This is a genomic window from Dechloromonas denitrificans, from assembly GCF_001551835.1.
GTDB classification, from domain to species: Bacteria; Pseudomonadota; Gammaproteobacteria; order Burkholderiales; family Rhodocyclaceae; genus Azonexus; species Azonexus denitrificans.
The window spans coordinates 552,801-569,856 of record NZ_LODL01000019.1; the positions used below are offsets into that span (position 1 = coordinate 552,801).

16 protein-coding genes are annotated in these 17,056 nt (G+C 62.8%); 5 read left to right on the forward strand and 11 right to left on the reverse strand.

The genetic code is table 11. The features are described 5' to 3' along the window. Position 1: 1 nt before the first annotated feature. Both AT959_RS10495 and AT959_RS10500 read left to right on the forward strand, forming a co-directional pair. A complete protein-coding gene (locus AT959_RS10495; protein ID WP_240481805.1) occupies positions 2 to 736 on the forward strand; it encodes a class I SAM-dependent methyltransferase in 735 nt (244 codons plus the stop codon). A gap of 4 nt (positions 737 to 740) precedes the next feature. Then, complete coding sequence (locus AT959_RS10500) at positions 741 to 2,831, forward strand: cache domain-containing sensor histidine kinase (RefSeq protein WP_066882920.1); 2,091 nt, start codon at positions 741 to 743, stop codon at positions 2,829 to 2,831. Here AT959_RS10500 and AT959_RS10505 read toward each other — a convergent pair. Beyond that, positions 2,801 to 3,463: a response regulator transcription factor gene (locus AT959_RS10505; protein ID WP_066882921.1), complete on the reverse strand. Its 663-nt coding sequence runs from the start codon at positions 3,461 to 3,463 to the stop codon at positions 2,801 to 2,803. The genes AT959_RS10500 and AT959_RS10505 overlap by 31 nt on opposite strands. Before the next feature lie 87 nt (positions 3,464 to 3,550). Between AT959_RS10505 and AT959_RS10510 the strand changes: the two genes are divergently transcribed. After that, positions 3,551 to 4,042, forward strand: a complete 492-nt coding sequence (locus tag AT959_RS10510) for a PhaM family polyhydroxyalkanoate granule multifunctional regulatory protein (RefSeq protein ID WP_066882922.1) — start codon at positions 3,551 to 3,553, stop codon at positions 4,040 to 4,042. Here the strand turns inward: AT959_RS10510 and AT959_RS10515 are convergent, their stop codons facing one another. Next, positions 4,043 to 4,939, reverse strand: a complete 897-nt coding sequence (locus tag AT959_RS10515; protein ID WP_066882923.1) for an AEC family transporter — start codon at positions 4,937 to 4,939, stop codon at positions 4,043 to 4,045. Between the two features lie 106 nt (positions 4,940 to 5,045). Here AT959_RS10515 and AT959_RS10520 point away from each other — a divergent pair, with 106 nt between their 5' ends. Both AT959_RS10520 and AT959_RS10525 read left to right on the forward strand, forming a co-directional pair. After that, positions 5,046 to 5,489 (forward strand): NfeD family protein, encoded by a 444-nt coding sequence (locus AT959_RS10520; RefSeq protein ID WP_066882924.1) that lies wholly within the window; start codon positions 5,046 to 5,048, stop codon positions 5,487 to 5,489. 12 nt (positions 5,490 to 5,501) lie between these two features. Next, positions 5,502 to 6,362, forward strand: coding sequence for an SPFH domain-containing protein (locus AT959_RS10525; RefSeq protein ID WP_066882925.1), 861 nt, complete (start codon positions 5,502 to 5,504; stop codon positions 6,360 to 6,362). A gap of 357 nt (positions 6,363 to 6,719) precedes the next feature. Here the strand turns inward: AT959_RS10525 and AT959_RS10530 are convergent, their stop codons facing one another. From AT959_RS10530 to AT959_RS10570, 9 genes are all read right to left on the reverse strand, one after another. Then, on the reverse strand, positions 6,720 to 7,877 hold the full coding sequence (locus tag AT959_RS10530) for a CaiB/BaiF CoA transferase family protein (protein ID WP_066882926.1): 1,158 nt from the start codon (positions 7,875 to 7,877) through the stop codon (positions 6,720 to 6,722). Next, positions 7,874 to 8,374 (reverse strand): hypothetical protein, encoded by a 501-nt coding sequence (locus AT959_RS10535; protein ID WP_066882927.1) that lies wholly within the window; start codon positions 8,372 to 8,374, stop codon positions 7,874 to 7,876. Before AT959_RS10535 ends, AT959_RS10530 begins: the two co-directional genes overlap by 4 nt. A 13-nt stretch (positions 8,375 to 8,387) precedes the next feature. Further along, positions 8,388 to 9,617, reverse strand: coding sequence for a phenylacetate--CoA ligase family protein (locus tag AT959_RS10540; protein WP_066882928.1), 1,230 nt, complete (start codon positions 9,615 to 9,617; stop codon positions 8,388 to 8,390). Positions 9,618 to 9,778: 161 nt separating this feature from the next. Further along, positions 9,779 to 10,606, reverse strand: a complete 828-nt coding sequence (locus AT959_RS10545; RefSeq protein ID WP_066882929.1) for an ABC transporter ATP-binding protein — start codon at positions 10,604 to 10,606, stop codon at positions 9,779 to 9,781. A 69-nt stretch (positions 10,607 to 10,675) separates the two neighbouring features. Next, positions 10,676 to 11,998 carry an ABC transporter substrate-binding protein gene (locus AT959_RS10550; RefSeq protein WP_066882930.1) on the reverse strand — a complete coding sequence of 441 codons (1,323 nt, stop codon included), beginning with the start codon at positions 11,996 to 11,998 and terminating at the stop codon, positions 10,676 to 10,678. 145 nt (positions 11,999 to 12,143) lie between these two features. Then, on the reverse strand, positions 12,144 to 13,220 hold the full coding sequence (locus tag AT959_RS10555; RefSeq protein ID WP_066882931.1) for a branched-chain amino acid ABC transporter permease: 1,077 nt from the start codon (positions 13,218 to 13,220) through the stop codon (positions 12,144 to 12,146). Positions 13,221 to 13,236: 16 nt separating this feature from the next. After that, positions 13,237 to 14,151: a branched-chain amino acid ABC transporter permease gene (locus AT959_RS10560; protein WP_066882932.1), complete on the reverse strand. Its 915-nt coding sequence runs from the start codon at positions 14,149 to 14,151 to the stop codon at positions 13,237 to 13,239. Between the two features lie 12 nt (positions 14,152 to 14,163). Further along, a complete protein-coding gene (locus AT959_RS10565) occupies positions 14,164 to 14,946 on the reverse strand; it encodes an ABC transporter ATP-binding protein (RefSeq protein WP_066882933.1) in 783 nt (260 codons plus the stop codon). A 2-nt stretch (positions 14,947 to 14,948) separates the two neighbouring features. Continuing rightward, entirely contained in the window at positions 14,949 to 16,916 is a 1,968-nt protein-coding gene (locus tag AT959_RS10570) for an AMP-dependent synthetase/ligase (protein WP_066882934.1), read from the reverse strand. Between the last annotated feature and the right edge of the window lie 140 nt (positions 16,917 to 17,056).

A 17,056-nucleotide genomic window follows, 5' to 3' on the forward strand; every position in this document is an offset into this window, starting at 1 on the left:
AATGCGACAGTTCGCCCTGCAAGGGGCGGCTGTCATCCTCGTTTTGTCCCTCGCCTGGCCCTATTTCGGCCTCAATGCCGAAGCGCTGCCCTGGTTGCCGACCAGCCTCGCCATCGGCGGCGTCGCCTTCATTTTCGCCACATTGTCCCGCCAACCCTGGTGGTGGCGCGCCATCCACGCCGGCTTCATGCCGCTGGTCTGGTTCACGCACAGCCAGCAGATCGATCCCGGCTGGTTCCTGCTCGCCTTCGTGCTGCTGCTGCTCGTCTACCGCGGCGCCCTCAGCGGCCAGGTGCCGCTTTACCTGTCCAACAAGCAGACCGTCGCCGCGCTGGCCGAACTGCTCGCCGAACGCGGCCCGAGCCGCTTCCTCGATCTTGGTGCCGGCGTTGGCAGCACCACGGTGCCGCTCGCCGACCTGCTGCCGGACAGCCACTTCACCGGTTATGAAAATGCTCCGCTGACCTGGCTGGTCGGCCTCCTGCTCAGTGTCGGCCGGCCCAATATCCGCTGGCGCTGGGACGATCTCTGGCAAGCCAAGCTCGGCGATTACGACGTCGTCTATGCCTTCCTGTCGCCAGTGCCAATGCCCAAGCTATGGGCAAAGGCACAAAGCGAAATGCAGCCCGGCAGCCTGTTCATCAGCAACAGCTTTCCGGTCCCCGGGCTGAGCCCCAGCCGCATCATCGACGTGGACTGCACGCCGCCCCGTCCGCTCTACTGCTACCAGCTCTGACCCCGTGCTCAAGCGCAAGCCGGAAACCCTCGCCCTCTTCGTCGCACTGATCGGCACGCTGACCATCCTGATGGTCTTCCTGACCGACTTGCTGGTCGCCCGGCATCGCGACATCGAGGCCGGCGAGCGGCGTCTGCAGCACTTCGGCATCATGATGGCGGAACATACCGCCCGTTCCTTCGAAGCCATCGACGTGCTGCTGCGCGAGATGGCCACCGACCTGTCGCACAACCGGCGCAATTGGGAAAAATGGGAAGCCAGCCAGGGCTGGGAATACGTCGCCCAGCGCCACTCGCGCGCCATGCCGCAACTGCGCGACCTGATCATTTTCGACCGCTACGGCAACCAGCGTTTCATTTCGACCTATTTCCCGCCGCCGCACATCAACGTCAAGGACCGCCCCTACTTCATTGCTCTCGAAAACGGTGCCGAAGCCGCCAGCTACGGCCCCTACATCGGGCGCAACTCGGGGCGCTACAGCTATGCCATCGGCCGCCGCATCAACGGCGAGGGCGGCGCCTTTGTCGGGGTCGCCTTCGCTGCCGTCGAACCGGCCTTCCTGCAAGACTTCTGCTGGTCGAACCGGCTCTCCGACGATTTCGAATCGGTCCTGATCAATGCGCGCGGCCAGATTGTCGCCTCCTGCCGGCCGACCGATCTCAGCCGCCAGTCGCCGGTCCTCGGCGCGCAAGCCGCCGATATTTTGTTCGACGGCCAATTGCGCGGCGTCGTCCCGGAAACCGGACTGGCCAGCGGCAAGAACATGCGGGTCTCGGTCTCCCCGGTACCCGGCTTTGCCGACCTGCGTATCCTGACCGCCATCCCGGAAGCGACCCTGCTCGCCAGTTGGCGCAGCCGGCTGATCGAACTCGGCACCCTCGCCCTGCTCGTCACCGCCGTGCTGCTCGTCGGCGGCCTGCTGGTTCGCCGCCAGGTGCGCGAAATGGCCGCCCTGACCGCCGAACTGGAAGCCGGCCACGAGTTGCTCGAACAGCGCGTCCAGTCGGCAACGCAGGAACTGGCCGGGCGCAAGGATGCCGCCGAGCGGGCCAACAAGGCAAAGAGCCGCTTTCTCGCTGCCGCCAGCCATGACTTGCGCCAGCCGCTGCACGCCCTGTCGCTGTTTGCCGCCGACCTGCAACGGCAGATCCGCAGCGGCACGGCCAACAACCTGCCGCGTCTGGCCGAACAGATCTCGACCTCGACCAGCATTCTCGGCGAACTGCTCGATTCGCTGCTCGATATCTCCCGGCTCGATGTCGTCGGCGTCAAACCGGAAATCCGCAATTTCCCGCTCGGTCCGCTCTTTGAACGCCTGGCCAATTCGGGCCGGCGCTCAGCCGCCGACCGCAACCTCAGCCTGCGCTTCCGGCCGACCAATCTGTGGCTGGAGTCGGACCCGGTGATGATCGAGCGGATCATCGCCAATCTGCTCTCCAATGCCCTGCGCTACACCCCGCCGGCCGGCCGGGTGCTGGTTGCCGCCCGCAAGCGCGGCGACGAAGTGCTGATCGAAATCCGCGACAGTGGCATGGGTATCGCCCCCGAACACCAGGCAGCAATCTTTGCCGAGTTCTACCAGGTCGGCAATGCGGCACGCGAGCACACCAAGGGCCTCGGCCTCGGTCTTTCCATCGTCGACCGCTTGGCCCGCGCCCTCGACGTCAGCATCGACCTGCACTCTCAGGTCGGCCGCGGCACGACTTTCGCGCTGCATGTCCGGGCTGGCAAGGCGCCGCAATGGCAGCCGCCGGAACAGCAACTGCTGGCCGCCGGCCGGATCTTCTGCATCGGCACCTCGGACGCCGTGCAACAGTGCATCAAGCTGGCGGAAAGCTGGCACTACAACGTCAGTCATGATGATGGCAACAGCGAGCAAATGCTGCCGCCGCAGACGCTGATCATTACCGAGATCGATCTGGCACCCACCGTCAGCCGCCAACTGCCGGCCAATTCACCGCTGATCGTACTGGTCGGCCCCGATCACCCGCCCTTGCCGAACGGGGCCCACGCCCTGCCGCTACCGGTTCGCCCGGCCAAGCTGCGGGCCTTGATCAACCAGCTTCAGAAAACGTTTTCGAAGTCGATGCCGTAACGGGCCACGGCGACCAGCGCCTGGGTCCGGCTAGTGACGCCGAGCGCCTTGAAGACGGCGGTCGCGTGGATCTTCACGGTACCTTCGGAAAGGTCGAGCTGATCGGCGATATCGCGGTTCGACAAGCCCCGCACCATCAGGCACAGGACCTGCGCCTGACGGTCGGTCAGACCGACTTCATCGGGCCGGACGCTGACCTTGGTCGGCGGCACCGGCGTCGCGTCGTCGAGGCGGGCGCCATTCTGGCCGCTCGGCCGGAAGATGTTGCCGGCCAGCACCTCGCGCACGGCACTCAATAGCGCCTCGCCGGAAAATGCCTTTGGAATGAAACCCGAGGCGCCCAGATTCAAGACCCGGGTAATGGTCGGCGTATCGTCGAAAGCCGAAACAACGGCGACCGGCATCGCCGGATAACGGCGACGCAGGATGTCGAGACCGGCAAAGCCGTCAATTCCGGGCAAGGCGAGATCGAGCAGGACGAGGTCGAACTCCTCCTCGTTATCGAGCACGGTCAGCGCCGATTCGAAATCGGCCGCCTCAAAAACAGTTGCCCCCTCTTCGATCTGGCCCAGCAAACGGACCAGCCCTTCGCGCACCAGCGCGTGATCTTCCACCACCAGCAACTTAAGCATTTTTCCCCCTTATCAACCGGGCGCTAATTTAGCATTTTGTATTACGAAGTGGTTTAAGATGATGTAATACAACCGGAGGAGCGAGACATGTCGAACCAACAAGCAAACGACCCGCTGAACTTCATGCGCAACATGTGGGGCAACATGGGATTCTCACTGCCCGGCATGGTTGCCCCGACCTTCGACCTCGATGAACTCGACAAGCGCATCAAGGACATGAAGGCTGTCGAAGGCTGGCTGCGGATGAACCTGTCGATGTTGCAGATGACCATTCAGAGTCTGGAAATGCAGCGCACCACGGTTTCCGCCGTACAGACCATGACCAAGATGGCGACCGACACCGCCAAGTCGATGGCGGCCGGTTCGGACGAAACCACGGCACCGCCCCAGCCGGATTTTCTCAATGCTGCGGTCGACCCCGAAAAAACGGCATTTTCCGAAGCCGCGATGTGGCCCTGGCAGATGATGCAGCAGATGCGCGAACAGCTGCAGCACTCGGCTGAAGCCGCTGCCGCCGCGGTCAATGAGGCGGTCGAAACGCCGCCCGAAAAACCGGCCAGCCGGCGCGCCAAGAAGTAATCAGCGCAGCAGCCACGCTGCCCAGAGCGGCAGCGTCAGCATCGAGCCGAGCGTCGTCGCCGAGATCAGCCAGGCGACGCTACGCCCGTCGCCGCCCATGCGCATGGCCAGAATGTAAGCCGAGGACGCCGTCGGCAAGGCGGCAAACAGCACCACCACCTGGTAGTTCAAGCCCTGCAGGCCGAGCAGTCGGCCGGTCACGGCGGCAATCAGCGGCAGCGCGAGCAGCTTGACCGTCACCAGCCACAGCGAAACGCCGCGCACGCCCGGCGTGTTTTCCAAACGCAAAGCGGCACCGACCGTGATCAGGCCGAGCGCGATCGACGCATCGGCCAGCCGGCCGAGAAACGCCTGCAGTGGCGCCGGCGGCACGAAACCGGCGAGATTCAGCAGGAAACCGGCCGCCGTTCCCCAGATCAGCGGATTGCGCGCCACTTCCCGCCACAGCCCGACCTCGCCGTGCCGCGCCAGCATCCACACCGACACCAGATTGGCCACCGGCACCGCGGCGCCGACGATCAGCCCCATCGTCGCAATGCCCGGCGAACCGAACAACATGCCGGCCACCGCCAGCGCAATATACGAGTTGAAGCGATAGGCGCACTGGAAGACCGAGGCAAAGGTCAGCGGCGGCAGGCGCACGAACATTTTCGGTAGCAGCCCGAGCAGCATGCCACCGGCCATCGCGGCCAGCGCCGTACCGAGCAAAGGCAGGGCGGCCCCCAGATCGAGCCGGGTTTTGACGATGGCATTGATCAGCAGGGCCGGAAACAGGATGAAATAGACCAGTTTCTCGACCCCGCTCCAGAAATGATCGCCGAGATGCATCCAGCGCCGGATGGCGGCGCCGAGTAGGATCAGGGCAAAGTCGGGGAGCAGCAGCAGGGCGGTATTCATCGGCGCATTTTAGAGGCTGCGCCGCCGGCGCCCAACTGTGGATCACCGCAAGCGGCTTGACCGCCCCCGGCAAACCGCCAATACTCGCCGCAACAGGGAGAATGACATGCAACTTGAATGGTGGGTGTGGATCGTTGGCGGCATCGTGCTGATTCTGGCCGAACTGGCGATCCCGTCGTTTTTCACAATCTGGTTCGGGCTCGGCGCCCTGCTCGTCGGCCTGCTCGTATTGAGCATGCCGGACCTGTCGCTGACCGCCCAACTGGCGACCTGGACACTGGCCTCGTTGGCCATGGTCGTACTCTGGTTCCGCGTCTTCAAGCAAAGCTTCCACAAGACCCGGATCGGCATGGCCGACGGTGAAGTGATCGGCGAGATTGGCCTGCTGGTCAGTGCCGTGGCCCCCTTCGAACGCGGCAAGGTGCGCTTTCAGCGGCCGGTACTCGGCTCGGAAGAATGGGTTTGCCTGGCCGATACGGCAATTGCCGCCGGCGAACGGGTCAAGGTGGTGGCGGTAGAAGGCAGTTTTCTCAAAGTCAGCAAGGCTTAAAAAGGTATACACATGGAAATCAGCGCAGGATTCATCGTTGTTCTGGCCATTCTGGTCTTCGTCGCGGTCACCATCGCCAAGGGCGTGCGCATCGTGCCGCAGGGCGAGGAATGGATCGTCGAGCGGCTCGGCAAGTATCACGGCACGCTGAAGCCCGGCCTCAACATCGTCATCCCCTACCTCGACCGCATCGCTTACCAACTGATCACCAAGGACATCATCCTCGACGTCCAGGAACAGGAAGTGATCACCCGCGACAATGCGGTGATCCTGACCAACGCCATCGCCTTCATCAAGGTCACCGACCCGGTCAAGGCGGTTTATGGCGTCACCGACTTCTCCGAGGCGATCCGCAACCTGATCATGACCACGCTGCGCTCCATCGTCGGCGAGATGGAACTCGACGAAGCGCTCTCCTCACGCGACAAGATCAAGGCCCGGCTGCGCGAAAGCATTGCCGACGAGGCGGTGGACTGGGGCCTGACCGTGAAATCGGTCGAGATCCAGGACATCAAGCCGTCGGAGTCGATGCAGAAGGCGATGGAAATGCAGGCCGCCGCCGAACGCGAACGGAAAGCCGTCGTCACCCGCTCGGAAGGCGCCAAGCAGTCAGCCATTCTCGAAGCCGAAGCACGGCTCGAATCGGCCAAGCGCGACGCCAACGCCCAGGTCATGCTGGCCGAAGCCTCGGCCGAGGCCATCCGCCGCATCACGGCAGCAATCGGCGACCAGACCGGGCCGATGTCCTACATGCTCGGCGAAAAATACATTACGGCGCTGGAGCGGATGGGCGAGAAGGACAACGCCAAAGTCGTCGTCCTGCCGGCCGATTTGCAGGAGGCAGTTCGGGGCTTGTTCGGGCGAAAAGGATAAGACTAAAGGGTTGTTGCGAGAAAGAGTGCGTTGCAGGCGGTCAACCGATATCACCTGCATCGTGCCCTAAGCGGGATTTCACCGAGTGATGATGTAGATGAATCCCAGAAGTGACAGAACGAGTGAAAACTTCGTCAGTTCCACTACTGTTCGTCGGATATAGGCGCTTTTCCCTTCACTTGCCTTGTAGGCGAAAAATAACGCTCCAAACCAAACTACAGTGAAGGCGATTTGGGCCAAAAAAAGCACTTGTGGGGTCCGTTCAAAGTTGGACGCAACAAATCATATAGCATATTTTCTACCCCCTGGCCGAACACGTACACACTAAAGCCATCCACACGACATACCCCCCTGCACTCAACCGAGCGCACCGCTTTGCTGCAACCGGCTGATTTCTGCCGCGGAATAGCCCGCGGCGACCAGAATTGCCGCGTTGTGCTCGCCGGCCTTCGGCGCCGGCTGACGGACGGCAAACTGATAGTCGGACAGTTTCAGCGGCGGCGTGAACTGGGTCAGGCCTGCTTCGCGCAGCACCATGCCGCGGGCGGCGATCTGGGCGTTGTCGAGCGCTTCGTCGGGCGACAAAATCGGCGTTACGCAGCAGTCGACCGCAGCAAACAGGCTGGCCCAGTCATCCCGTGGGCGACTGGCGAACAGCGCGGCCATTTCGGTGCGCAGGCCGGCATCCCACTGGCGCTTGATCCATTCTGGACGTTCCAGCGCCTCGCAGCAGCTTTGCCAGAATTTGCCTTCGAGGGCGCCGACCGCCATGTGCTTGCCGTCGGCACAGCGGTAGGTGGCGTAACAGGGCAGGCCGCCGGAGAGCAGATCGGCGCCGCGTGGTGCCGGCTGGCCGGCATCGTTGAGGCGGAGCATGGCGAAATAGGTATGGGCGAGCACGCTGTCGGTCATTGAAACGTCGATATAACGGCCCTGCCCGCTACGCTGGGCCTCGACGACGGCGGCCAGGATGCCCATCACCCCGGTCAGCGCGCCGCCGAGCAGGTCGGCGATCTGGAAATTGGGGATGGCCGGCTTGCCGCCTTCCTCACCGATCTGTTCCAGCACGCCGGCGTAGCCGAGGTAGTTGATGTCGTGGCCGGCCAGATCCTTGTACGGGCCGTCCTGCCCGTAACCGCTGATCGAGCAGTAGGCGATTTTCGGATTGAGCGCCGCCACCGTCGCGTAGCCGATGCCCAGTTTGTCGACAACACCGGGCCGGAAGCTTTCGACGATGACATCGGCCTGCCGCGCCAGGCGCAGGAAGACTTCGACGCCTTCCGGCTTCTTCAGGTCGAGGACCAGGCCCTGCTTGTTGCGGTTGATCATCCGGAAATAGGCGCTGTCTTCGCCCTGACCGGTGCCCAGCGTGCGGGCGTAATCGCCGATCTGCGGATCTTCGATCTTGATCACCTCGGCGCCGAGGTCGGCCAGATGCAGGGTCGCCACCGGCCCCGGCAACAAGCGGGTCAGGTCAAGGACGCGGATGCCGGCCAGCGGCGCCGGTCGGCTCATTGTCCGCAAACGCCGAGCAGGTCGGCTTCGAGTTCGATTTCCATGTCTTTCTTCAACGCCCGGTCGATAAACATGCCGCGATAGAGGCGGCCGGCATTGGCCGCCTTGCGCGCATAGGGCGTTTCCCATTCGCTGACGCGCAGGCGGACGATGCCGATCTGCTCGTCACGTTCGGCGGCCTCCGGCCCGACACAGGGGTAGGCCAGGGCCTGGCGATTGAATTCGGCGCGGCTGTACTGCTCGATATTCTTGCCCGGCACGACGGGGCATTTGCCAAGGTGACGGCTGCGCACGTCGGTCGCCAGCACCTCGCCCTTCAGGTAGAAGACCGGGTCGGTCATCACCCAGCCGGCGCCCCCCTCTTCATAAACCACGCAGCGGCCGCTCTGCAACATTTCAGGCTCCTTGAACAACAGGCGGGCAGATGGGCGCAGCAGGGGTTCAACAGCCAAGGCGGGGGTCGCCAGCAGGGCCAGCGCAACAATCAGGATTCGCATGAAAAAAACCGGGTCAGTAGACCCGGCTATCTTCGATCACCTTGCCGTCGTTGGGCAAGCCCCCGGGCGTGGTAAACGCCACTTCGCCGCGCAGTTTGGTCACTTCGCGCAGGCTGGAGACCAGCGCCTGGTCGAGCACCTCACCGCCGGCTTCGATCTCGCAGTGCAGAACCATCCGGTCCTGGCCGCCCGGGTTGTCGACCACCAGCCGCATGCGGTGGATTTCCGGATGGCGGCGGGCGATATCGGCAACCTGCTCCGGATGCACGAACATGCCCTTGATCTTGGTTGTCTGGTCGGCCCGCCCCATCCAGCCTTTCAGACGGACATTGCTGCGACCGCAGGGCGAACGGCCGGGCATGATGGCCGACAGGTCGCCGGTAGCGAAGCGGATCAGCGGGTAGTCGGGATTGAAGGTGGTCACCACCACCTCGCCGACCTCGCCCGGCTCGACCGGGTCACCGGTACCGGGGCGGACGATTTCTAGCAGCAACTCCTCCTCGACGACCATCCCCTGCTCGGCTTCGGTTTCATAGCCGATGGCCCCGATATCGGCCGTCGCGTAGCACTGGCGCACGGCGATGCCGCGCTCGTTCAGCCAGTTGCGGGTGACGCCGGGTAGCGCCTCGCCGGAGACCAGGGCCTTTTTCAGCGAACTGATGTCCGCCCCCATTTCCTCCGCCTTCTCGACGATGATGCGCAGGAAGGACGGCGTGCCGACATAGCCGTCCGGCTTCAGGTCAACCATCGCCTGCACCTGCTGCTCGGTCTGCCCGATGCCGCCGGGAAACACCGCACAGCCCAGCTTGCGCGCCCCGCCTTCCATCAGGAAGGCGCCCGGCGTGAAGTGGTAGGAAAAGCAGTTGTGAATCAGATCGCCATGGCGAAAGCCGGCGGCATAGAGAACGCGGGCCATGCGCCAGTGGTCCATGTCCATGCCCTGCAATTCATAGATCGGCCCGGGCGACGCAAAAACGCGCTTGGCCTTGCTGCGTGCCAGCGAGTTCAGGCCGCCGAAGGGCGGATGTTTCTTTTGCAGCTCGATCAGATCGCGCTTGCGGGTCAGCGGCAGGCGGGCCAACGCCTCGCGCGTCGCACAGTCGAAGGGATTAACCCCGGCCAGCGACTGGAAATAGTAATGGGTCGTTTCCTTAGCATGCGCCACCTGGCGCGCCAGCTTGTCCATCAGGTCGGCTTCGCGCTCGTCAGGATCGCGGGTTTCGAGAGGGTCGTAAAAGCTCATTTGGTTTTCTCCGTTTTTTCGCGGTCGACCGTAGGAATTGAATTTCGGGGCAAAAATACAGCGGAACGGCAAAGTAGCCGCGCAGGGCAAGGCGGAGGCGAGCGCCGTTTGCTCCTGCAAACAAGCTCGCCGACAACGCCGCCCTGAGCGGCGCACTGCCGTTACGAGAGCCAGCGTTTGCGGCGGCGGTAGTGCTTGACGTCCTTGAACGACTTCCGCCCGGCCGAACTCAGCCCGAGGTAGAACTCCTTGACGTCCTCATTGGTCCGCAAACCCTCGGCATCGCCTTCCATCACCACCCGGCCGTTTTCCAGGATGTAGCCGAAGTCGGCGTATTTCAGCGCGACCATGGTGTTCTGTTCGGCGAGCAGGAAGCTGACGTTCTCGCGGCTGTTCAGATCCTTCACGATCTCGAAGATTTCCTCGACGATCTGCGGCGCCAGGCCCATCGACGGCTCGTCGAGCAGGATCATCTCCGGCTTGGCCATCAAGGCGCGGCCGATGGCGCACATCTGCTGCTCGCCGCCCGAGGTGTAGCCGGCCTGCGAGGTGCGCCGCGTCTTCAGGCGCGGGAAGTAGTGATAGACCTTTTCCAGGCTGTCCTTCAACTCACTGCGCGAAATCGAGCGGGTGTAGGCGCCGGTCAGCAGGTTTTCCTCGATGGTCAGGTGGCCGAAGCAATGCCGCCCTTCCATAACCTGGATGACGCCACGCTTGACCAGTTCATTCGGCGTCAATTGGTCGATGCGCTCGCCCTTGTATTCGACCGAACCCTTGGTGACATCGCCGCGCTCGGCGTGCAGCAGGTTGGAAATGGCCTTCAGCGTCGTCGACTTGCCGGCGCCGTTGGCGCCCAGCAGCGCAACGATTTTCCCCTTGGGGACGTTGAGCGAAACGCCCTTGAGCACCAGGATCACGTGGTCGTAAATGACCTCGATATTGTTGATGCTCAGATAGTTGTCCGCCGGAGCGGCAGTTTGTGTACTCATAGCGGTTCCCGAAGCATGGAAACTGGCAGATGGCGAGGGGTTACCCCCTCGCCTCCCCACTCTCTCGCCTTATTTTTCCTTGGAGCAATCACGCGGCGTGATGCCCTTTTCCTTGGCGTACTGCTTGGCAGAGGCCTGGAAAAGCGGGTGAATCAGCGACTTGTTGCCTTCGATCCAGTCGGAGACCGGCACCCACTTGGCGCCGTCCCACTGCTGGATCTTCACCTTGCCGGAACCTTCGTGGTTGTCGCAGGAGGTCTTGATTTCCGGCAGCAGGTTGGTCGCACCGACCTGCTTCAGGCGGGCTTCGGTGATGTTCAGGTTTTCCAGCGCCCAGCGCATTTGTTCGCCGTTCAGCGCCTTGCCCTTGCCGTACTTTTCCTGGCCCTTGCGGATCGCCTCGACCGACAGCACGGCGGCGGACACGCCGCGGTTGTAGAGGACGGTGCCGATCTTGCCGGTATCCTGCAGGTTGCCCTTGCCGGCGCCGTACACCACCTTCTCGATGTCGGCGATCACCGGCACCTGCTTGCCGGCGACGTTCCAGGTCGCGGCCATGTAGCCCTTGGCGGCATCGCCGGCCGGCACGACGTCCTCTTCCGAACCGGTCCACCACGAGCCGATCATCTTGTCGCGCGGGAAGCCGACTTTCTGGGCCGCCTTCAGCGCCGTCTGGTTCATTACGCCCCAGCCCCAGAAGACGACGAAATCTGGCTTCTCCTGGCGAATCTTCAGCCACTGGGCGCCCTGCTCGTTACCCGGGTGGGCGACCGGAATCTGGACCAGCGTGAATTTGTTCAGCGAAGCTTCGGCTTCCATCGCGATGATGGCTTCCTTGCCGTAAGCCGAGTCGTGGTACAGATAGACGATCTTCTTGCCGGCCAGGTTGCCGCCGTTCTTGTCCTTGATGAACTTGACGATGGCCGAGGCCTGCATCTGGTAGGTGGTGACCAGCGGGAAGGCGTAGGGGAAGACCGAGCCATCCACCGCATCGGTGCGGCCGTAGCCCATCATCGCCAGCGGCAACTTGTCCTGGGCCGATTTGTCGATCAGGGCGTAGGAAATGCCGGTGGACATCGTGTGGATCGGGCCGGCCGACTTGGCTGCCTTGCTCTTCAGGCGCTCGTAGCACTCGACGCCCTTGGCGTTGTTGTATTCCGTCTCGCACTCTTCCCAGGTCATCTGGACGCCATTGACGCCTTTTTCCTTCAAATTGACGTAGTTCAGGTAGTCGATGAAGCCGCCGTAGAAGGCCTGGCCATTGGAACCGTAGGGGCCAACCCGGTAATCGATCAGCGGGAAGAACTGCTCTTCGGCGGCGAACGCGCCTTGCGACAACATGGCCAGGGAAACTGCGGCAGCAGCCAGAACGGGTTTGAATTTTTTAATCATTGGATGTCTCCTCCAGTTATTACAAACAAGCGGCGGGGCCCCACCGCTTGAACCACAGCACAACCTAGTACGACAACGACAAAAGCAGGCATCAATGCCACAACAGCAACTGTTGGCACTGGTGCCACAACGGCAACTGCTGGCACTAGTGCGGGAACGGCCACAGGCGCAGCTTCTCCTTGGTGATCTGCCACAGGCGGGCCAGCCCGTGCGGCTCGACGATCAGGAAGAACATGATCAGCGCCCCGAACACCGTGATCTGGATGTGCGACACGGTGGCGCTGGAAAAAGGCAGCCCGAACAGCCCGGCCAGGAACGGCAGAGCAACGTCGAGGAAGATCGGCAACAGCAGGATGAAGGCGGCGCCGAGGAAGCTGCCCATGATCGAACCGACACCGCCGATGATGATCATGAACAGGATCTTGAAGGACATTTCCAGCGAGAAGCCGTCCGGTTCGACCGAGCCGAGGTAGCAGAAGGCGTACAGCGCGCCGGCCACACCGCAGTAGAAGGAACTGACGGCGAAGGCGAGCAGCTTGGTCGGCATCAGGCGGATGCCGATCACCGAGGCGGCGACGTCCATGTCGCGCACCGCCATCCAGGCCCGGCCGGTGGTCGACCGCACCATGTTCTTGGCGGCCAGCGCCATGAAGACGACGATGGAGAGCACCAGCAGGTACTTCTCGACCGGCGTCGTCAGTTCGTGCCCGAACAGCACCAGGCGCTGCGTCGAAATGACGCCGGACGACGAGTTGTTCGACAGCCAGGGGAACTTGGTCAGGCACCAGACGATGAAGAACTGCGCGGCCAGCGTCGCCACCGCCAGATAGAAGCCCTTGATGCGCAGGCTGGGCAAACCGAACAGGATGCCGACCCCGGCGGCGGTCAACCCGCCGCACATGAAGGAAACCAGAATCGGCATGCCTTCGATACGCAACTGGAAGTTGTAGGCGGCATAGGCGCCGACCGCCATGAAGGCGGCAGAACCGAGCGACAACTGGCCGGCGTAGCCGGTCAGGATGTTCAGGCCGAGCGCGGCCAGCGCGAAGATCAGGAAGGGAATGAGGATCGCCGAGAACCAGTATTCACTGGCCAGCAGCGGGACCCCGAGGAAGGCGACGGCGAGCAGCACGATGACCCCGATCCGGTCCTGGCGGATCGGAAACAGTTGCTGGTCGGCGGCGTAGGTGGTCTTGAATTGACCGGCTTCACGGTAAAGCATGTTGTTCTATCCCCTCTTACACGCGGTCGATATGTTTTTCACCGAACAGCCCTTCAGGCCGCACGAGAAGGAAGAGCAGCGCCAGCACGTAAGGGAACCAGCCCTCGATGCCGCCGAAGTTGCCGCCGAACAGATCCTGCATCACCGGCGGGATGTAGATTTCGGCCAGCTTCTCGGAGGCGCCGATGATCAGGCCGCCGACGATGGCGCCCGGCACCGAGGTGAAGCCGCCGAGGATCAGCACCGGCAGTGCCTTCAGCGCCGTGAAGGTGAGCGCGAACTGAACGCCGTTGCGGGCGCCCCACATCATGCCGGCGACCAGCGCGACGAAACCGGCGACGCCCCAGACGATGGCCCAGATGTGCTGCAGTGGGATCCCGATCGACAAGGCGGCCTGGTGGTCATCGGCCACCGCACGCAGGGCCCGGCCAACCCGGGTGTATTGGAAGAACAGGGCGAGCGTCGCGACCAGCACTGCGGCGACACCAGCGGCGACGAGGTCGAACTTGGAGATGACCATGTTCCAGTTGTCGAGAATCCAGGGAATCGGCTCATCGACGATGCCGAGGTCGAGAGCGCGCGGCTCGCTACCGAAGATCATCGGGGCAACGCCCTCGATGAAGAAAGCGAGGCCGATGGTCGCCATGAACAGCGCGATCGGCGGCTGGTTGACCAGCTTGCGCAGCACGAACTTTTCAGTGGCGATGCCGAACGCCGTCATGATCGCGAAGGCGAGCACGATGGCCAGCCACAGCGGCGCCCCCTTCTCCATGCAGCCGACCACCGACAGCGCGGCCAGGTAGACCATCGCCCCCTGGGCGAAGTTGAAGACGCCGGATGCCTTGTAGATCATCACAAAGCCGAGGGCGACCAGGGCGTACATGACGCCGGACAGCAGACCGCCAATCAATACTTCGAAAAAGAAATTCATCTCGCCCGCTCCTCAGTGACCGGCGCCCAGATAGGCCTTGATCACGTCTTCGTTGTTCTTCACTTCGTCCGGCACGCCGTCGCCGATCTTCTTGCCGTAGTCGAGCACGACGACGCGGTCGGAAATGTCCATGACGACGCCCATGTCGTGCTCGATCAGCACGATGGTGGTGCCGAACTGGTCATTGACGTCGAGGATGAAGCGGCACATGTCCTGTTTCTCTTCGACGTTCATGCCGGCCATCGGCTCGTCGAGGAGCAGCATCGACGGCTCGGCGGCCAGGGCGCGGCCGAGTTCGACGCGCTTTTGCAGGCCGTAGGGCAGTCGACCGACGGGGGTCTTGCGGATGTGCTGGATTTCCAGAAAGTCGATGACTTCCTCGACCTTCTTGCGATGTTCCAGCTCCTCCTTGCGGGCCCGGCCGAACCACAGCGCATGCTCGACGAAGTTGGCCTTCATCTTGGTGATGCGCCCGGTCATGATGTTGTCGAGGACGCTCATGCCCTTGAACAACGCGATGTTCTGGAAGGTACGGGCAATATTTTGCTGCGCCGCCATGTGCGGCTCCATCCGCTTGCGCTCGTTGCCGTGCCAGAAGATCTTGCCTTCCTGCGGGTGGTAGACGCCGTTGATGACGTTCAGCATCGAACTCTTGCCGGCCCCGTTCGGGCCGATGATGGCGCGGATTTCGTGCTGGCGGACGTTGAAGGAAATGTCGGTCAGCGCCTTGACGCCGCCGAAGCGCAGCGAAATGTTCTGCAGGTCGAGAATGACGTCGCCTATTTTTTTGCTCATGTTCAGGCAGCCTTTTTCACGATCGGGAAGGTTTTCGCATCGAGAATCTTCAGGTCGGCGGAAATCTTGCCGCGCCGGCCGTCCTCGAACTTGACCTCGGTTTCGATGAACTGATTCGTCTTGCCGCTGTACAGCGCATCGATCAGCACCTTGTATTTTTCGGCGACGAAATTGCGGCGCACCTTGCGCGTCCGGGTCAGTTCGTCGTCATCGGGATCGAGTTCCTTGTGCAGCACCAGGAAACGATGGATCTGCGAATCGGCGACCATCGCATCGCTGACCAGGTCGGCGTTGATCTGCTCGACGCATTCGCGGATCAACTCCAGCACTTCCGGCTTGCCGGCTAGGTCGGCGTAGCCCGAATAGGCGATGCCGCGCCGTTCGGCCCAGTTGCCGACCGCCCCGACGTCGATATTAACGAAGGCGCAGACCATGTCGCGGTCGTGGCCGAAACAGACGACTTCCTTGATGTGCTGGAAGAACTTCAGCTTGTTCTCGATGTAGTTGGGGGCGAACATCGCGCCGTTCGACAGCTTGCCGACGTCCTTGGCGCGGTCGATGATCTTCAGGTGGCCGTCCTCGTCGAGGAAGCCGGCGTCGCCGGTCATGAAGTAGCCGTCGGCATTGATCGACTCGGCGGTGGCGTCGGGTCGCTTGTAGTATTCCTTCAACAGCATCGGCCCCTTGACCAGCACCTCGCCGTTGTCGGCGATCTTGATTTCGACGCCGGGGGCCGGTTGACCGACGGAATCGAACTTGATCTGGCCATCCGGCTGCAGGCAGACGTAGGCGCAGGTCTCGGTCTGGCCGTAGAACTGCTTGAGGTTGATGCCCATCGAGCGGTAGAAGCGGAACAGTTCCGGCCCGATCGCCGCACCGGCCGTATAGGCGACGCGGATGCGGCTCATGCCAAGCACGTTGCGCAGCGGTCCGTAGACCAGCAGGTTGCCGAGCCAGTACTGCAGGCGGTCGCCGAAGCTGACCGACTTGCCGTCGAGGATGTCGGCGCCGCAGCGCTTGGCCACTGCCATGAAGTGGTGGAACATTTTCTGTTTCAGCTTGCCGGCGTCTTCCATGCGGATCATCACCGAGGTGAGCAGGCTTTCGAACACGCGCGGCGGGGCGAAATAGCAGGTCGGGCCGATTTCGCGCAGGTCGGACATCACCGTGTCGCCCGATTCCGGGCAGTTGATGGTGAAGCCGGCGACCAGCGCCTGGGCGTAGGAGAACAGGTGATCACCGACCCAGGCCATCGGCAGGTAGGACAGGATGTCGCCATCCGGCCCCAGCTTGTCGACCTGAACGCCACCCTGGGCGGCGGCGATGAATGCGGCGTGCGTCTGGCAGACGCCCTTCGGCTTGCCGGTAGTGCCCGAGGTGTAGAGCATCACCGAGGTGTCGTCGAAATGGCCCTGCTCGACTTCGTTGTTGAGGAAGTCGTGATGGTTGCGGTCGTGGATGCGGCCCATTTCCATCAGTTCGTGAATATCGTGCAGGAAAGGCTGGTTGTAGTGGCGCATGCCGCGCGGGTCGTCGTAGATGACGTGTTCCAGCGTGCCGACCTGGCCCATCACTTCGAGCATCTTGTCCACCTGCTCCTGATCCTCGACCACCGCGAAGCGGATGCCGGCATCCTGCAGCACGAAGAGCATTTCGGCCGCCACCGCATCCTGGTAGAGCGGCACCGGCACACCGCCCAGGCACTGGGCGGCGGTCATCATCATGTAGAGGTGCGGCCGGTTGTCGCCGATGATCGCCAGGTTATCGCCGCGCTTGAAACCGAGCGAGGCGAGGCCGCAGGCCAGGGCGCGGACGCGCTCGGCGACGTCGGACCAGGTCCACGTCTGCCAGATGCCGAGATACTTCTCGCGCATGGCCGGCGCATCGGGACGGGTCTGCGCATGATGGAACAGCAAGCGCGGGAAGGTGTGCAAACCATCCAGCGCGGCAAAATTCGCCTGCTTGGGCATTCTTTAGTCTCCTCATCGCCGCGTTTTCAGGTACGCGGTCTAACGTTCGTTCGACGCATTGGGCAACTGCTGCCTTACACAGACCTTGCAGCGCAGCCCAACGATCACTGACTGTTGCGACGCAGTGTATGCAGGGCGGC